The sequence below is a fragment of the Cupriavidus phytohabitans genome, assembly GCF_017815025.1.
In the GTDB taxonomy this organism is placed as follows: domain Bacteria; phylum Pseudomonadota; class Gammaproteobacteria; order Burkholderiales; family Burkholderiaceae; genus Cupriavidus.
Genome location: NZ_JAGIQB010000009.1, coordinates 118,782 through 132,946, shown reverse-complemented (window position 1 = coordinate 132,946; position 14,165 = coordinate 118,782). Strand labels below are relative to the sequence as shown.

Here is a 14,165-nt window from a genome sequence, read left to right as displayed (position 1 = left end):
TTGACATGGAGGCGCGCGGCGTCGGCCGCCTGGTCAACGAGGACGGCACGCCTGGCAAGGTGATCTTTGTCGAAGGCGCATTGCCCGGCGAGACGGTCAGCTATCGCAGCTATCGCCGTAAGCCCAGCTTCGAGCAGGCGCACCTCGGCGAAGTCCTGCAGGAATCGGTGATGCGCGTGAAGCCGGGCTGCCAGCATTTCGGCGTCTGCGGCGGGTGCTCGATGCAACACCTGGATTCGCGTGCGCAGCTGGCGATCAAGCAGCGCGTGCTTGAAGACAATTTGTGGCACCTGTCCAAGGTGAAGCCCGACGTGGTGTTCCGCCCGATCGCCGGGCCAGACTGGGGCTACCGCTACCGCGCGCGCTTGACCGTGCGCCATGTGGTGAAGAAGGGCGGCGTGCTGGTGGGCTTCCATGAGCGCAAGAGCAGCTACGTCGCCGACATGACGCGTTGTGAAATCCTGCCGCCGCATGTGTCGGCGATGCTGGTGCCGCTGCGCGAACTGGTGGCGGGACTGTCGATCCGCGACCGCATGCCGCAGATCGAACTGGCCGTCGGGCACGAAGTGACGGCGCTGGTGCTGCGTATCCTCGAGCCGCTGACCGACGCCGACAAGGACCTGCTGCGCGTCTTCGCCGACGCGTACAAGGTGCAGTTCTGGCTGCAGCCGAAGGGGCCGGACACGGTCTACCCGTTCTACCCGGCTGACGTCGAGCTGGCCTATACGCTGCCGGAATTCGGAATCCGCATGCCGTTCAAGCCGACCGACTTCACGCAGGTGAACCACCAGATCAACCGCGTGCTGATCGGCCGCGCGCTGCGCCTGCTCGATGCGCAGCCGGGCGACCGCCTGCTCGACCTGTTCTGCGGCATCGGCAACTTCACGCTGCCGCTGGCCACGCAGGGCAAGTCGGTGATGGGTATCGAAGGCAGCGAGGCGCTGACCACGCGCGCGCTGGCCAATGCGGATTACAACGGGCTGGCCGAGAGGACCGAATTCGCATGCCGCAACCTGTTCGAAGTCACGGCTGACGACATCGCCGCGCTGGGCCGCTTCGACCGCTGGCTGGTCGACCCGCCGCGCGAAGGCGCGCTCGCGGTGAGCAAGGCGCTCGGCGAGCTGGCACAGCAGGGCAGCGACGTGCTGCCGCAGCGCATCGTCTATGTGTCGTGCAGCCCGGCCACGCTGGCGCGCGATGCCGGCCTGCTGGTGCACGAGGCGGGCTACCGGCTGAGCGGCGCCGGCGTGGTCAACATGTTCCCGCACACCTCGCACGTGGAGTCGATCGCGGTGTTCGACCGCGGCTGATCGCTGCGTGCGTCCAAAAGAAAAGCCGGCCCACAGGCCGGCTTATTTCATGCCGCGGCGTTTGCCGTCATTCCCGGCTGCCGCCGAAGATGCCCAGCAGCGCCAGCAGGTTGACGAAGACGTTGTATACGTCGAGGTAGATCGCCAGCGTGGCGGTAATGTAGTTGGTTTCGCCGCCGTTCACCACGCGCTGTACATCGAACAGGATGTACGCCGAGAAAATACCGATCGCGATCACCGACACCGTGATCATCAACGACGGCAGCTGCAGCCAGATATTGGCAACGCTGGCCAGGATCAGCAGGATCACGCCGACGAACAGGAACTTGCCCAGGCCGGAGAAATCGCGCTTGCTGACGGTGGCGATGGTCGCCATCGCGCCGAACACTGCTGCCGTGCCGCCAAAAGCGTACATGATCAGCGCCGGTCCGTTGGAGAACGCCAGCGTCACGCTGATCAGCCGGGACAGCATCAGTCCCATGAAGAACGTGAACGCCAGCAACAGCACCACGCCCATGCTGCTGTTCTTGGTCTTCTCGATGGCGAAGAAGAACCCGAATGCAATGGCCAGGAAAAGGATCAGCGACAGGCCGGGGCTGCCCGCCATGAAGCTGAAGCCGGTGGCCACGCCGATCCACGCACCGAGCACGGTAGGGATCATCGAGAGGGCCAGCAGCCAGTAAGTGTTGCGCAAGACCCGGTTGCGAACGACGACGTCAGTGACGGTCGACGCACTATTGCCGAAACCGTAGGTATTCAGCTTGTTATCCATGGTGACTCCTGTCTCAAAACGGTGAGGCTGCCGGGCCTGTCCGAAAGAAAGAGAATATTCGGATCGACCGCGGACGGAACCATCGTCAATGTGGCATCTGGCCGGCCGAATTGCAAGGGCGGGGTAACCCAGCAGGCACCCGCATTCGCTGTTACAGCCGGTTTGGCGCCGCCTTCGTTTGACGGAGGGCGGGGCGTCGTGTTCCTGACATGACAAGGATGTAATGTGCCGCCAATGCGACTTGCGGCCGAAATGGGTCGCAGGACCCGTAGCACCAACGCCGGAGCGGTCCAGACCCTCGAAAGGGTCATCATCTTCGTGCTAGAATCGCACGTTTAATCCATTTGTAACCCCTTCATTTTTCGGAGTTTTTCATGGCGATCGAACGCACCCTGTCGATTATCAAGCCGGATGCCGTGGCCAAGAACGTCATCGGCCAGATCTACGCCCGTTTCGAGGCCGCCGGCCTGAAGATCGTTGCTGCCAAGATGGTGCACCTGTCGCGCGGCGAAGCCGAGCAGTTCTATGCTGTGCACAAGGAGCGTCCGTTCTTCAAGGACCTGGTCGACTTCATGGTTTCCGGCCCGGTCATGATCCAGGCCCTGGAAGGCGAGAATGCTATCGCCAAGAACCGTGACCTGATGGGCGCCACCGACCCGAAGAAGGCCGAGAAGGGCACCATCCGCGCCGACTTTGCCGACAGCATCGACGCCAACGCCGTGCACGGCTCGGACGCCGCCGAAACCGCTGCCGTGGAAGTTGCCTTCTTCTTCCCGGGCATGAACGTCTACAGCCGCTGATCGGCTGCTGACTGACACTGAAGCTGAGTTTGCCGTCATGAACCATCTCGTCAACCTGCTCGACTACGACGCGGACGCGCTCACCGCCTATTGCGGCGAGCTCGGCGAGAAGCCGTTCCGTGCGCGGCAACTGCAACGCTGGATCCACCACTATGGTGCCAGCAGCTTCGACGCCATGTCGGATCTCGCCAAGTCGCTGCGCGAAAAGCTCTCGACCCGGGCCGAGATCCGCGCGCCTGCCGCCATTACCGACAACCTGTCGGCCGACGGCACGCGCAAGTGGCTGCTCGACGTCGGCCAGGGCAACGCAGTGGAAACGGTGTACATCCCCGAGGAAACGCGCGGCACGCTGTGCGTCTCCTCGCAGGCGGGCTGCGCGGTCAACTGCCGCTTCTGCTCGACCGGCAAGCAGGGCTTTTCGCGCAACCTGACCACGGGCGAGATCATTGGCCAGCTGTGGATGGCGGAGTTCGCCATGCGCGAGCAGCTGGGCCGTGGCCCCAGGGACGACCGCGTCATCTCCAACGTGGTGATGATGGGCATGGGCGAGCCGCTGCTGAACTACGATGCCGTGGTGCCGGCCATGCGGCTGATGCTGGACGACAACGCCTACGGCCTGTCGCGCCGCCGCGTGACACTGTCCACCTCGGGCGTGGTGCCGATGATGGACCGGCTGTCGAAGGACCTGCCGGTGGCCCTTGCCGTGTCGCTGCACGCGTCCAACGACGCCTTGCGCGACGTGCTGGTGCCGCTGAACAAGAAGTACCCGCTGGCCGAGCTGATGGCGGCATGCCGCCGCTACCTGGAATTCGCGCCGCGCGATTTCATTACTTTCGAATACTGCATGCTGGACGGTGTCAATGATGGCGTCGAGCATGCGCGGGAACTGCTGAAGCTTGTCGCCGACGTGCCGTGCAAGTTCAACCTGATCCCGTTCAACCCGTTCCCCGAGTCGGGCCTGAAGCGTTCCAACAACGAGCAGATCCGGCGCTTCGCGCAGGTGCTGATGGACGCCGGCATCGTGACCACCATCCGCAAGACGCGGGGCGACGACATCGATGCCGCTTGCGGCCAGTTGGCCGGGGAAGTGAAGGATCGTACCCGTCTGGCCGAGCGCGGCAAGTTCGGCAAGATCACGCCACTGGTGCCGGTCAACGGCACCGGCCAGCCTCGGGAGGCTCGCCCTGCATGATCCGTCTGATCGCTGCAGCCCTGTTCGGGCTGTTGATGTTGTCCGGCTGCCAGCTGCCGCACACGCCGGCGCAGGATCTCCAGACCGCTTCCGGCCAGACCGATGCAAGGCGCCGTGCCAGCATCCGGCTGCAGCTGGCCACCAACTATCTCGAGGCCGGCCAGAATGCGGTCGCGCTTGACGAGATCAAGCAGGCGATCGCCATCGATCCATCGCTCGCGGATGCCTACCATGTGCGCGCGCTGATCTATATGAACATGAACGAGCAGGCGCTGGCCGACGACAGCTTCCGCACAGCGGTGTCGATGCGCGGCAACGATGGTGATCTGCTCAACAACTATGGCTGGTTCCTGTGCCAGTCGGGCCGCTATGGCGAAGCCGTGCCGATGCTGCAGCGCGCCGTGTCGGCACCGTCGGCGGGCGGCCCGGTGAAGCCGCTGATCAGCCTGGGGGCGTGCGAGCTGCGCCGCGGCAACAGCGCCGAGGCGGAAAAGAATCTGAAGGCCGCGCTGGGCTACGACCGCAACAACCCGGTGGCTAACACCAATCTGGCGTTGGTCTACTACCGGCGCGGCGATTTCGCGCAGGCCCGGCAGTATGCCCAGCGCGTCAACAGCAGCCAATTTGCCAGTGCGCAATCCCTCTGGCTGGGAGCGCGCATTGCACACCGCCAGGGCGATGGCCGCACGCAGGATGCGCTGGTCGCGCAGCTGCGCAGCCGCTTCCCCGATTCGCGTGAGTTGACCGCCTACGAACAAGGAGCATGGGATGAGTGAGCACGACCGCGCCGCAGGCCAGGCCGTACCGACGCAATACGTCGGCGGTGGCGCGCACGAAGGAGACCGCGAAGCCGCAGCGCGCGAAATTGGCGCGGCACTGGCGCGCGAGCGCGAGGCGCAGCGGATGTCGGTGGAAGACGTCAGCGCGCGCCTGAAGGTGGCGGCTCCGAAGCTGCGCGCGATCGAAGCCGGCGACCTGCAGGCGCTGCCCGATGTCACTTTCGCCAAGGGCGTGATGCGGGCCTACTCGCGCATGCTGCATGTCGATATCGACGCGCTGCTGGCGCGCTTCCAGCCTCCGGTGGCACCGGTCACCGAAATTGCACGCCAGCGCGAGGGCAGCCTCAATGCCGCGTTCGACGACCGCAATCGCTTCCGCACCGGCGGAGCCGGTGGGCGCTGGATCTGGCTGGCCCTGGTGGCGGTAGTGCTGGCCGCCGGTGGCTGGTTCGGCCTGGACCATATCCGCCAGTGGATCGATACCCGCGGCAGCGCGGCCGAGACTGCCACGACGGAGGAACATGCCGCTGCGCAATCGACAGAGCCCGGCACGGTGACCGCAGCGCTGCCGCCGGTAATGGCCGCCGCCGACTCGCCGGCGCCCTCGGCCGAAACCACACCGGCCACCGCGGTGGCTCCGGCTGCCGCGCCGGCATCGGTAGCGGTGGCCGTGCCTGCTGTTGCGCCGGTTGCAGCAACGCCTGCGCCGGCGCCCGCAGCGACGGCAGCGCTGGCAGCGGCGGCCGGTGAGGGGGAGCTGCAGATCCGCTTCGCCAGCGACACCTGGTATGAAATCCGCGACAGCAGCGGCAAGATCGTGCTGGGCGGCACGGCCAAGGCCGGCCAGGCGGTGTCCGGTGGCGGCAAGGCTCCGTACAAGGTGGTGATCGGCAACGTCAAGGGGATCGAGTCGATGACGCGCAACGGCACGCCGGTCGACCTGAAGGCAGCCAACCGCAACAACGTGGCGCGCCTGACGCTGCCCTGATCCGGGCCGGCGAGAGGTGCGGCGCAGTGCGTCTTTGCAAGGTGGTAATGCTATGAACCAACAGCTCTGTCTCCCGGTCCTGCCCGGCTCGCTGCCGCGCCGCCAGACGCGCCAGGCGCGCGTCGTGTGGGGCGATAACGTCGTGACCATCGGCGGCGACGCGCCGGTGCGCGTGCAGTCGATGACCAATACGGACACGGTCGACGCCATCGGCACGGCGATCCAGGTCAAGGACCTGGCGCGCGCGGGTTCGGAAATCGTGCGCATCACGGTGAACACGCCTGAGGCCGCCGCGGCAGTGCCGTCGATCCGCGAGCAGCTCGACCGCATGGGCGTCGACGTGCCGCTGGTGGGCGACTTCCACTACAACGGCCACAAGTTGCTGCAGGACTATCCGGCCTGTGCCGAGGCACTGTCCAAGTACCGCATCAACCCCGGCAACGTGGGGCAGGGCGCCAAGCGCGATACGCAGTTCGCGCAGATGATCGAGATGGCGTGCCGCTACAACAAGCCGGTGCGCATCGGCGTGAACTGGGGCAGCCTGGACCAGGACCTGCTGGCGCGCATCATGGACGAGAACGCGTTGCGCGCCGAGCCCTGGCCCGCGCAGAGCGTGATGATCGAGGCGCTGATCACGTCGGCGATCGATTCGGCGAAAAAGGCCGAAGAGGTCGGCCTGGCGGGCAGCCAGATCATCCTGTCGTGCAAGGTATCGCAGGTGCAGGAGCTGATCGCGGTCTACCGCGAGCTGGCGCGCCGTTGCGACTATGCGTTGCACCTGGGCCTGACCGAGGCCGGCATGGGGAGCAAGGGCATCGTCGCGTCCACCGCGGCGCTGTCGGTGCTGCTGCAGGAAGGCATCGGCGACACGATCCGCATCTCGCTGACGCCGGAACCCGGCGCGCCGCGCGAGAAGGAAGTGTATGTGGGGCAGGAAATCCTGCAGACCATGGGCCTGCGCAACTTCACCCCGATGGTGATTGCATGCCCGGGATGTGGCCGCACCACCAGCACGGTGTTCCAGGAGCTTGCGGCCAGCATCCAGGCGTACCTGCGCGAGCAGATGCCGCATTGGAAAACCGCCTATCCGGGCGTCGAGGAAATGGATGTGGCCGTGATGGGCTGCATCGTCAACGGCCCGGGCGAGAGCAAGCACGCCAATATCGGCATTTCGCTGCCGGGCTCGGGCGAGTCGCCCGCCGCGCCGGTGTTCGTCGACGGCGTCAAGGTGAAGACGCTGCGCGGCGAGCGTATTGCCGAGGAATTCCAGGCGATCGTGGACGAGTACGTTCGCACGCATTACGGCCCGGGCGCTGCACGGGCCAATAGAGAAGTGGCAGCCTGAGCCGCACCGGCCAGGCCCGAGAAGCTGACAAGAACAGAATGACGCAATCCGATAACGCAGCCGCCGCCGGCGCTGCCAAGACTGAACCGAAGGCCGAACTGAAGGCCGAGCAGAAGGTGAAGCCCGCCAAGGCCCTGCAGGGCGTGAAGGGCATGAATGACATGCTGCCGGCCGACGCGCCGCTGTGGGAGCATTTCGAGAATGCCGCGCGCGCCATGCTGCGCGCCTACGGCTACCAGCAGCTGCGCACGCCAATCGTCGAGCACACGCAGCTGTTCGTGCGTGGCATTGGCGAGGTGACCGACATCGTTGAGAAGGAGATGTACTCCTTCACCGATGCGCTCAACGGCGAGCAGCTGACGCTGCGTCCCGAAGGCACCGCCGCCGCCGTGCGCGCGACCATCGAGCACAACCTGCTGTACGACGGCCCCAAGCGCTTGTGGTACACCGGCCCGATGTTCCGCCACGAGCGCCCGCAGCGCGGCCGCTATCGCCAGTTTCACCAGCTGGGCGCCGAGGCGCTCGGCTTCGCCGGTCCGGACGTCGACGCCGAGATCATCCTGATGTGCCAGCGCCTGTGGGACGACCTGGGCCTGACTGGCGTGCGACTGGAAATCAACTCGCTGGGGCAGGCCAATGAGCGTGCCGCCCACCGCGAAGAGCTGATCAAGTACCTGGAGGGCTTCCAGGACATCCTGGACGAGGACAGCAAGCGCCGCCTGTACACCAACCCGCTGCGCGTGCTGGACACCAAGAACCCGGCGCTGCAGGAAATGGCCGCCAACGCGCCCAAGCTGATCGACTTCCTGGGCGAAGAGTCGCTGGCCCACTTCGAGGGCGTGCAGCGCCTGCTCAAGGCCAACAACATTCCGTTCAAGATCAATCCGCGCCTGGTGCGCGGGCTGGACTACTACAACCTGACGGTGTTCGAGTGGATCACCGACAAGCTCGGCGCGCAGGGCACCATCGCCGGCGGTGGCCGCTATGACCCGCTGATCGCGCAGATGGGCGGCAAGCCGGCACCGGCTTGCGGCTGGGCCATGGGCGTCGAGCGCATCATCGAGCTGATCCGCGAAGAGGGCGTGGTGCCCGACGCCGTGGGTTGCGATGTCTACCTCGTGCATCAGGGCGAAGCCGCCGCGCAGCAGGCCATGATTGCGGCCGAGCGGCTGCGCGATGCCGGCCTGGACGTGGTGCTGCACGCCAGCGCCGACGGCAAGGGCGGCAGCTTCAAGTCGCAGATGAAACGCGCCGACACAAGCGGCGCAGCCTATGCCGTTATCATTGGCGACGACGAAGTGGCCGCTGGCGTGGTCCAGGTCAAGGAACTTCGCCAGCGCGATCAGGCCGAAGGCGGTGGGCAACAGGCCACGGTGCAGGCCGAGGGACTGGTCGACTACCTGATCGACGCCATGGTCGGCGCCAGCGAGTAAGCGCGGAATAGCGCGGAATATGCGCGCATCGGCCCCACCGTCATCCAAGACGCCCGTATCCAACCAACGCAGGTGATTGCCTCGACATGGCTTACGATCTAGAAGAACAGGAACAGCTTGAGAATCTGAAGGCCTGGTGGCGCCAGTACGGCAATGCGCTGACCTGGGTGCTCATCGCCGCGCTGCTGGCGTTTGCCGGCTGGAACGGCTGGAAGTACTGGGAGCGCAAGCAGGCCGGCGAGGCCGCGGTGCTGTACGAGCAGGTGCTCAAGGCCGCCGAGGCGCGCGACGTCGAACGCGTCACGCGCGCCGCGACCGACCTGGAAAACAAGTTCGGGCGTACCGCCTATGGCCAGATGAGCGCGCTGGTCGCCGGCCGCGTGCTGTACGACGCGGGCGACCTGGCCGCGGCCAAGACCCAGCTGCAGTGGGCCGTCGACCACGGCGACGAAGAATACGCGCATCTGGCGCGGGTGCGCCTGGCCGGCGTGCTGCTCGACGAAAAGGCCTATGACCAGGGCCTGGCGCTGCTGAAGGACGAACCGCCGGCAGCGTTCGCGTCGCTGTATGCCGACCGCCGCGGCGACCTGCTCGCCGCGCAGGACAAGCGCGACGACGCGCGCGCGGCCTATCGCAAGGCGCTGGACAAGCTGGGCGGGACCGAGCCGGCCACGCGCCAGATCATCCAGTTCAAGCTCGATGCGCTAGGCGCGGCCTGATGCGGCCGCACGCGCTTTGTGGCATCACGCAAAACCAGGATCGTAACCTTATGACGTCAGTGCTTTCCCGTGCCGTACATCGCCATCCCGCCCGCACCGTGACCCGTGCGCTGGTGGCGGCTGCCTGCCTGGCCGCGCTGGGCGGCTGCTCGCTGTTCAGCAAGGAAAACAAGCACCCGCCCGCCGAACTCAAGCCGGTTTCGGCCACGCTGACGGTGCGCCAGGCGTGGAAGGCCGATGTGGGCAAGAGCGGCCCGTATTCGATGCAGCCCGCCGCGGCGGGCAACAATGTCTACGTGTCGTCCAACAACGGCAACTTGATGGCGCTGGAAGGCGCCTCCGGGCGCGTGCTGTGGAAGGCCAAGACCGATCTGGACCTGACCTCCGGCCCGGGCAGCGATGGCTCGGTGACCGCGGTCGCCGGCGAGAAGGGCGCGATCTACGCCTTTGACGCCAGCGGCAAGCAGATCTGGAAGAAGCAGGTCAACGGCGAGGTGCTGTCCGCGCCGCTGGTCGGCAACGGCCTGGTGGTGGTGCGCACCACTGACACGCGCGTGTTCGGCCTCGACGCCGGAACCGGCGAGCGCCGCTGGATCTACCAGCGCTCGCAGACGCCGCTCAACCTGCGTGCCGCGATGGGCATGGTGTTCGCCGGTGACGGCATCGTGATGGGCTTCCCCGGCGGCAAGCTGGGCGTGCTGACGCCGGGCAACGGCGTGCTGCGTTGGGAAAGCACGATCTCCTATCCCAAGGGCGTGTCCGAGATCGAGCGCCTGAACGATGTCACCGGCCAGCCGATGATCAGCGGCCGCCAGGTCTGCGCCACCACCTTCCAGGGGCGCGTGGCCTGCCTCGAGCTGGCCACCGGCCAGCCGCAGTGGGGCAAGGATTTCTCCTCGCCGAGCGGTCCCGCGCAGGATGACAATGCGATCTATGCCAGCGACGAGCAGTCGGTCGTGCATGCCTTTGACCGCCAGAACGGCGCCGAGCGCTGGAAGAACGACCAGATGCGCAACCGCCGCCTGGGTGCGCCGCTGGCACTGGGTCGCTCGGTGGTGATGGGCGACTTCGAAGGCTATGTCCACTTCCTGTCGCGCGAGGACGGCCAGGTCGTCGCCCGCATGAAGACCGATGGCAGCGCCATCACCGCCGCGCCGGTGGTGGCGGGGCAGACGCTGGTGATACAGACCCGCGACGGCGACGTCTTCGGGTTCCAGCCGGGCTGACCAGCAAGCAGTGCGCGCTGCCGTACACCTGTCGGTACGGTGCGCGCCGAATCCGGTAGCATGATCCCTGGTCGTGCGGCAAATTGCGCAGCGGGTTGCTGACCGGCGCCGCGCCCCGACAGGACAAGCGGCATGGCGCACCCAGCGGGTGCGCGTGCTGTCGGATCCATTGACTCCGGAGTAACCGGGGGACGGCAGGTGCCGGCCCCCGTTTCCGTTTATTGCATGAAACCAGTTATCGCACTTGTCGGCCGTCCCAATGTGGGGAAGTCGACGCTATTCAACCGCATGACCCGGTCGCGCGACGCGCTCGTCGCCGACCTGCCGGGCCTGACGCGCGACCGCCACTATGGCGAGGGCCGCGTCGGCGAGCGTCCGTTCCTTGCCATCGATACCGGCGGCTTCGAGCCGGTGGTCAAGGAAGGCATCGTCGCCGAAATGGCCAAGCAGACCAAGCAGGCGGTGGTCGAGGCCGACGTGGTGATCTTCATCGTCGACGGCCGCCTGGGCCTGGCGCCGCAAGACCGCGCGATTGCCGACTACCTGCGCAAGACCGGCCGGCGCATCATGCTGGCGGTCAACAAGGCCGAGGGCATGAAGTACACCTCGGTCGCCGCGGATTTCTACGAACTCGGCATGGGCGATCCGTACGCGATCTCCGCTGCCCACGGCGATGGCGTGCGCGAACTGGTCGACGAGGCGATCGAGCTGGCCGTGCAGGAGCGCCCGGAACTGGCCGCGGAAGAGCCCGCTGACGGCAGGGGTGTCAAGATCGCCATCGTCGGGCGCCCCAATGTGGGGAAATCCACGCTGGTCAACACGCTGATCGGTGAAGAGCGTGTGATCGCGTTCGACATGCCGGGCACGACCCGCGACGCCATCTACGTGGAATTCGAACGCGGCGGCAAGCCTTATACGCTCATCGACACGGCGGGCCTGCGCCGGCGCGGCAAGGTGTTCGAGGCGATTGAAAAATTTTCAGTGGTCAAGACGCTGCAATCGATCGCCGATGCCAACGTCGTGATTCTGCTGCTGGATGCGCAACAGGACATTTCCGACCAGGACGCGCATATCGCCGGCTTTATCGTTGAATCCGGACGCGCTCTGGTGGTCGGCGTCAATAAATGGGACGGGCTGGATGGCCATACCCGCGACCGCATCAAGCACGACCTCGAGCGCAAGCTGCAATTCCTGAATTTCGCGAATTTCCACTTTGTGTCGGCGCGCGAGCGCACCGGCATCGGCGCGCTGATGCGTTCCGTCGATGACGCCTATGCCGCGGCCATGGTCAAGCTGCCGACGCCGCAGCTGACGCGCGTGCTGCAGGAAGCCGTGGAATTCCAGCAGCCCAAGCGCGTCGGCGCGTCGCGTCCCAAGCTGCGCTATGCGCACCAGGGTGGCTCGAATCCGCCGATCATCGTGATCCATGGCAACGCGCTGTCGGGGGTCGCGGAGACCTATCGGCGCTATCTGGAAAACCGTTTCCGTGCGGCATTCAAGCTCAAGGGCACCCCTCTGCGCATCGAATTCCGTACGAACAAAAACCCGTACGCGGACTCGAAGGATTGAGTCCGGAATCGGATCCTTGGCGGGCCAGTTTTCGTTTGCGTTCGTTTGGAACTGCGGCTAAATTCACGGTAGCAGGGGGGTTCCCTGTGCATTGACGCCGACTTGGTACCGTTTTTGATCTTTTTTCTGGCGCGTTTTTGCGCCGATTGACTTGAACCGGGGAGTTCCATCCCCATCATTCACCACTAAACCTATAAATTTGGAGTGTGCCATGAGCAACAAAGGGCAACTGCTACAAGACCCGTTCCTGAACGCGCTGCGCAAAGAGCACGTGCCGGTGTCCATCTACCTCGTCAATGGCATCAAGCTGCAAGGCAATATCGAATCGTTCGATCAGTACGTCGTGCTGCTGCGTAACACCGTGACGCAGATGGTCTACAAGCATGCGATTTCCACCGTCGTTCCGGCGCGCGCGGTCAACTTCCGCGTGGATGATTCCTCCGAGAACTGATCTGCCTCGCGGCCGCGCAAAGCTGCGGCCGCCGACCCAAGGCATCGGCCTGGCAGCCCGCAGGGTTGCACCGATGCCCGGTACCGGTGCGCCAGCGCGGCCGGTGCCTGCCGGATTGGCGGCGCACCTCGCCGCCGCGGCCTTCCGCCCGGTGCGGGTAGCCATTCCGGCTGGGGCCAGGGCAGGACGGGACTTCCGTCGGTCATCCCCTGAAACCATCGGAAAGCGTTCCGCTATTCCTCGCTATTCCTAATTCCCAGCGCATTCGCGCCATCCCTTGGATCCCAGAGCTACTTCCAATACTGCCCCGTCGCGCGCCATTCTCGTCGGCGTCGATTTCGGCAAGCACGACTTCGAGGAAAGCCTCAGCGAACTTGCCTTGCTGACCTCCACTGCCGGCTCGCTGCCGGTGCATACGCTGACGGGCCGCCGCTCGCGGCCGGACCCGGCGCTGTTTATTGGCTCAGGCAAGGCCGAGGAGCTGAAGGAAGCCGCCGACGCGCTCGACGCCGACGTGGTCGTGTTCAACCACGCGCTCAGCCCGGCGCAGCAGCGTAACCTCGAGCGCTTCCTGAACCGCCACGTGATCGACCGCACCGGCCTGATCCTGGACATCTTCGGTCAGCGTGCGCAGAGCCACGTCGGCAAGGTGCAGGTCGAGCTGGCGCAGGTGACGTACCGCGCCTCGCGGCTGGTGCGCGCGTGGAGCCACCTGGAGCGTCAGAAGGGCGGTATTGGCATGCGTGGCGGCCCCGGCGAGCGCCAGCTCGAGCTGGACCGGCGCATGCTGGACGACCGTGCCAAGCGGCTCAGGGCGGACCTGTCGCGGCTGCAGCGCCAGCACAGCACGCAGCGGCGCGCACGCGCGCGCAACGATACGCTCAGCATTTCGCTGGTGGGCTATACCAACGCGGGCAAGTCGACGCTGTTCAATGCGCTGACCAAGGCGCGCGCTTACGCGGCCGACCAGCTCTTTGCCACGCTCGATACCACCTCGCGCCGGCTGTTCCTGGACGGGCTGGGCAACGTGGTGCTGTCGGACACGGTCGGATTCATCCGCGACCTGCCCACGCAGCTGGTGGCGGCGTTCCGTGCCACACTCGAGGAAACGGTCCATGCCGACCTGCTGCTCCATGTGGTCGATGCCTCCAGCCCGGTGCGCCATGAGCAGATCGAACAGGTCAACCGCGTGCTGGCCGAGATCGACGCGTCCGACATCCCGCAGATCGTGGTGATGAACAAGATCGATGCGGCGCCCGAACTGCTGGAGCAGGGCCCGCGCATCGAGCGCGATGAAGATGGCATTCCCACGCGGGTGTTCCTGAGCGCCCGCGAAGGCATCGGCCTGGATGCGCTGCGCGAATCGGTGGTCGAGGTGGCCCAGTGGCTGGCCAGCCGCCCGCCGGAGCCTGCGCCCTATGATCAGCGGCTGGGTGACGCCCATCTGTATGAGGACGGTAGCGACAGCGACGATCTGGCAGGCGATGGCGCCGATGGCGCCCAGTCGGGGGTAAGGTCCTGAGCCGGGCCAGCGCGGCTTTTCGCGCGGCCTGGATGCCGCAGCGGTGCTTCGGCGGCCCG

13 protein-coding genes are annotated in these 14,165 nt (G+C 65.9%); 12 read left to right on the top strand and 1 reads right to left on the bottom strand.

The features are described 5' to 3' along the window. The first annotated feature begins 5 nt into the window (after window positions 1-5). Entirely contained in the window at window positions 6-1,310 is a 1,305-nt protein-coding gene (rlmD, locus tag J8I34_RS08630; protein ID WP_245175846.1) for a 23S rRNA (uracil(1939)-C(5))-methyltransferase RlmD, read from the top strand. A 67-nt stretch (window positions 1,311-1,377) separates the two neighbouring features. Here the strand turns inward: rlmD and J8I34_RS08625 are convergent, their stop codons facing one another. Beyond that, window positions 1,378-2,082 (bottom strand): Bax inhibitor-1/YccA family protein, encoded by a 705-nt coding sequence (locus J8I34_RS08625; RefSeq protein ID WP_029046142.1) that lies wholly within the window; start codon window positions 2,080-2,082, stop codon window positions 1,378-1,380. 374 nt (window positions 2,083-2,456) lie between these two features. Here J8I34_RS08625 and ndk point away from each other — a divergent pair, with 374 nt between their 5' ends. The 11 genes from ndk to hflX all read left to right on the top strand — a co-directional run bounded on the left by ndk (window position 2,457) and on the right by hflX (window position 14,106). Beyond that, window positions 2,457-2,882, top strand: coding sequence for a nucleoside-diphosphate kinase (gene ndk, locus J8I34_RS08620; protein WP_012353167.1), 426 nt, complete (start codon window positions 2,457-2,459; stop codon window positions 2,880-2,882). Window positions 2,883-2,919: 37 nt separating this feature from the next. After that, window positions 2,920-4,074, top strand: a complete 1,155-nt coding sequence (gene rlmN / locus J8I34_RS08615; protein WP_209805826.1) for a dual-specificity RNA methyltransferase RlmN — start codon at window positions 2,920-2,922, stop codon at window positions 4,072-4,074. Beyond that, window positions 4,071-4,850, top strand: coding sequence for a type IV pilus biogenesis/stability protein PilW (gene pilW, locus J8I34_RS08610; protein WP_209805825.1), 780 nt, complete (start codon window positions 4,071-4,073; stop codon window positions 4,848-4,850). Before rlmN ends, pilW begins: the two co-directional genes overlap by 4 nt. Beyond that, window positions 4,843-5,841, top strand: a complete 999-nt coding sequence (locus J8I34_RS08605) for a RodZ domain-containing protein (RefSeq protein WP_209805824.1) — start codon at window positions 4,843-4,845, stop codon at window positions 5,839-5,841. Before pilW ends, J8I34_RS08605 begins: the two co-directional genes overlap by 8 nt. A 52-nt stretch (window positions 5,842-5,893) precedes the next feature. Beyond that, a complete protein-coding gene (gene ispG / locus J8I34_RS08600; RefSeq protein WP_209805823.1) occupies window positions 5,894-7,186 on the top strand; it encodes a flavodoxin-dependent (E)-4-hydroxy-3-methylbut-2-enyl-diphosphate synthase in 1,293 nt (430 codons plus the stop codon). A 38-nt stretch (window positions 7,187-7,224) separates the two neighbouring features. Beyond that, window positions 7,225-8,619: a histidine--tRNA ligase gene (gene hisS / locus J8I34_RS08595; RefSeq protein ID WP_029046147.1), complete on the top strand. Its 1,395-nt coding sequence runs from the start codon at window positions 7,225-7,227 to the stop codon at window positions 8,617-8,619. A gap of 86 nt (window positions 8,620-8,705) precedes the next feature. Then, a complete protein-coding gene (locus tag J8I34_RS08590; protein ID WP_209805822.1) occupies window positions 8,706-9,338 on the top strand; it encodes a YfgM family protein in 633 nt (210 codons plus the stop codon). Window positions 9,339-9,388: 50 nt separating this feature from the next. Next, entirely contained in the window at window positions 9,389-10,564 is a 1,176-nt protein-coding gene (gene bamB, locus J8I34_RS08585) for an outer membrane protein assembly factor BamB (RefSeq protein WP_209805821.1), read from the top strand. A gap of 225 nt (window positions 10,565-10,789) precedes the next feature. Further along, window positions 10,790-12,133 carry a ribosome biogenesis GTPase Der gene (der, locus tag J8I34_RS08580; protein WP_209805820.1) on the top strand — a complete coding sequence of 448 codons (1,344 nt, stop codon included), beginning with the start codon at window positions 10,790-10,792 and terminating at the stop codon, window positions 12,131-12,133. Between the two features lie 211 nt (window positions 12,134-12,344). Then, window positions 12,345-12,584 (top strand): RNA chaperone Hfq, encoded by a 240-nt coding sequence (hfq, locus tag J8I34_RS08575; protein WP_029046151.1) that lies wholly within the window; start codon window positions 12,345-12,347, stop codon window positions 12,582-12,584. Window positions 12,585-12,861: 277 nt separating this feature from the next. Continuing rightward, window positions 12,862-14,106, top strand: a complete 1,245-nt coding sequence (gene hflX / locus J8I34_RS08570) for a GTPase HflX (protein ID WP_035877109.1) — start codon at window positions 12,862-12,864, stop codon at window positions 14,104-14,106. Window positions 14,107-14,165 lie beyond the last annotated feature (59 nt).

What these genes read in the sequence shown, in the direction of transcription:
- rlmD (WP_245175846.1), top strand. Translation starts at nt 6, where the DNA reads ATGGAGGCGCGCGGCGTCGGCCGCCTGGTCAACGAGGACGGCACGCCT.
- J8I34_RS08625 (WP_029046142.1), bottom strand. Translation starts at nt 2,082, where the DNA reads ATGGATAACAAGCTGAATACCTACGGTTTCGGCAATAGTGCGTCGACC.
- ndk (WP_012353167.1), top strand. Translation starts at nt 2,457, where the DNA reads ATGGCGATCGAACGCACCCTGTCGATTATCAAGCCGGATGCCGTGGCC.
- rlmN (WP_209805826.1), top strand. Translation starts at nt 2,920, where the DNA reads ATGAACCATCTCGTCAACCTGCTCGACTACGACGCGGACGCGCTCACC.
- pilW (WP_209805825.1), top strand. Translation starts at nt 4,071, where the DNA reads ATGATCCGTCTGATCGCTGCAGCCCTGTTCGGGCTGTTGATGTTGTCC.
- J8I34_RS08605 (WP_209805824.1), top strand. Translation starts at nt 4,843, where the DNA reads ATGAGTGAGCACGACCGCGCCGCAGGCCAGGCCGTACCGACGCAATAC.
- ispG (WP_209805823.1), top strand. Translation starts at nt 5,894, where the DNA reads ATGAACCAACAGCTCTGTCTCCCGGTCCTGCCCGGCTCGCTGCCGCGC.
- hisS (WP_029046147.1), top strand. Translation starts at nt 7,225, where the DNA reads ATGACGCAATCCGATAACGCAGCCGCCGCCGGCGCTGCCAAGACTGAA.
- J8I34_RS08590 (WP_209805822.1), top strand. Translation starts at nt 8,706, where the DNA reads ATGGCTTACGATCTAGAAGAACAGGAACAGCTTGAGAATCTGAAGGCC.
- bamB (WP_209805821.1), top strand. Translation starts at nt 9,389, where the DNA reads ATGACGTCAGTGCTTTCCCGTGCCGTACATCGCCATCCCGCCCGCACC.
- der (WP_209805820.1), top strand. Translation starts at nt 10,790, where the DNA reads ATGAAACCAGTTATCGCACTTGTCGGCCGTCCCAATGTGGGGAAGTCG.
- hfq (WP_029046151.1), top strand. Translation starts at nt 12,345, where the DNA reads ATGAGCAACAAAGGGCAACTGCTACAAGACCCGTTCCTGAACGCGCTG.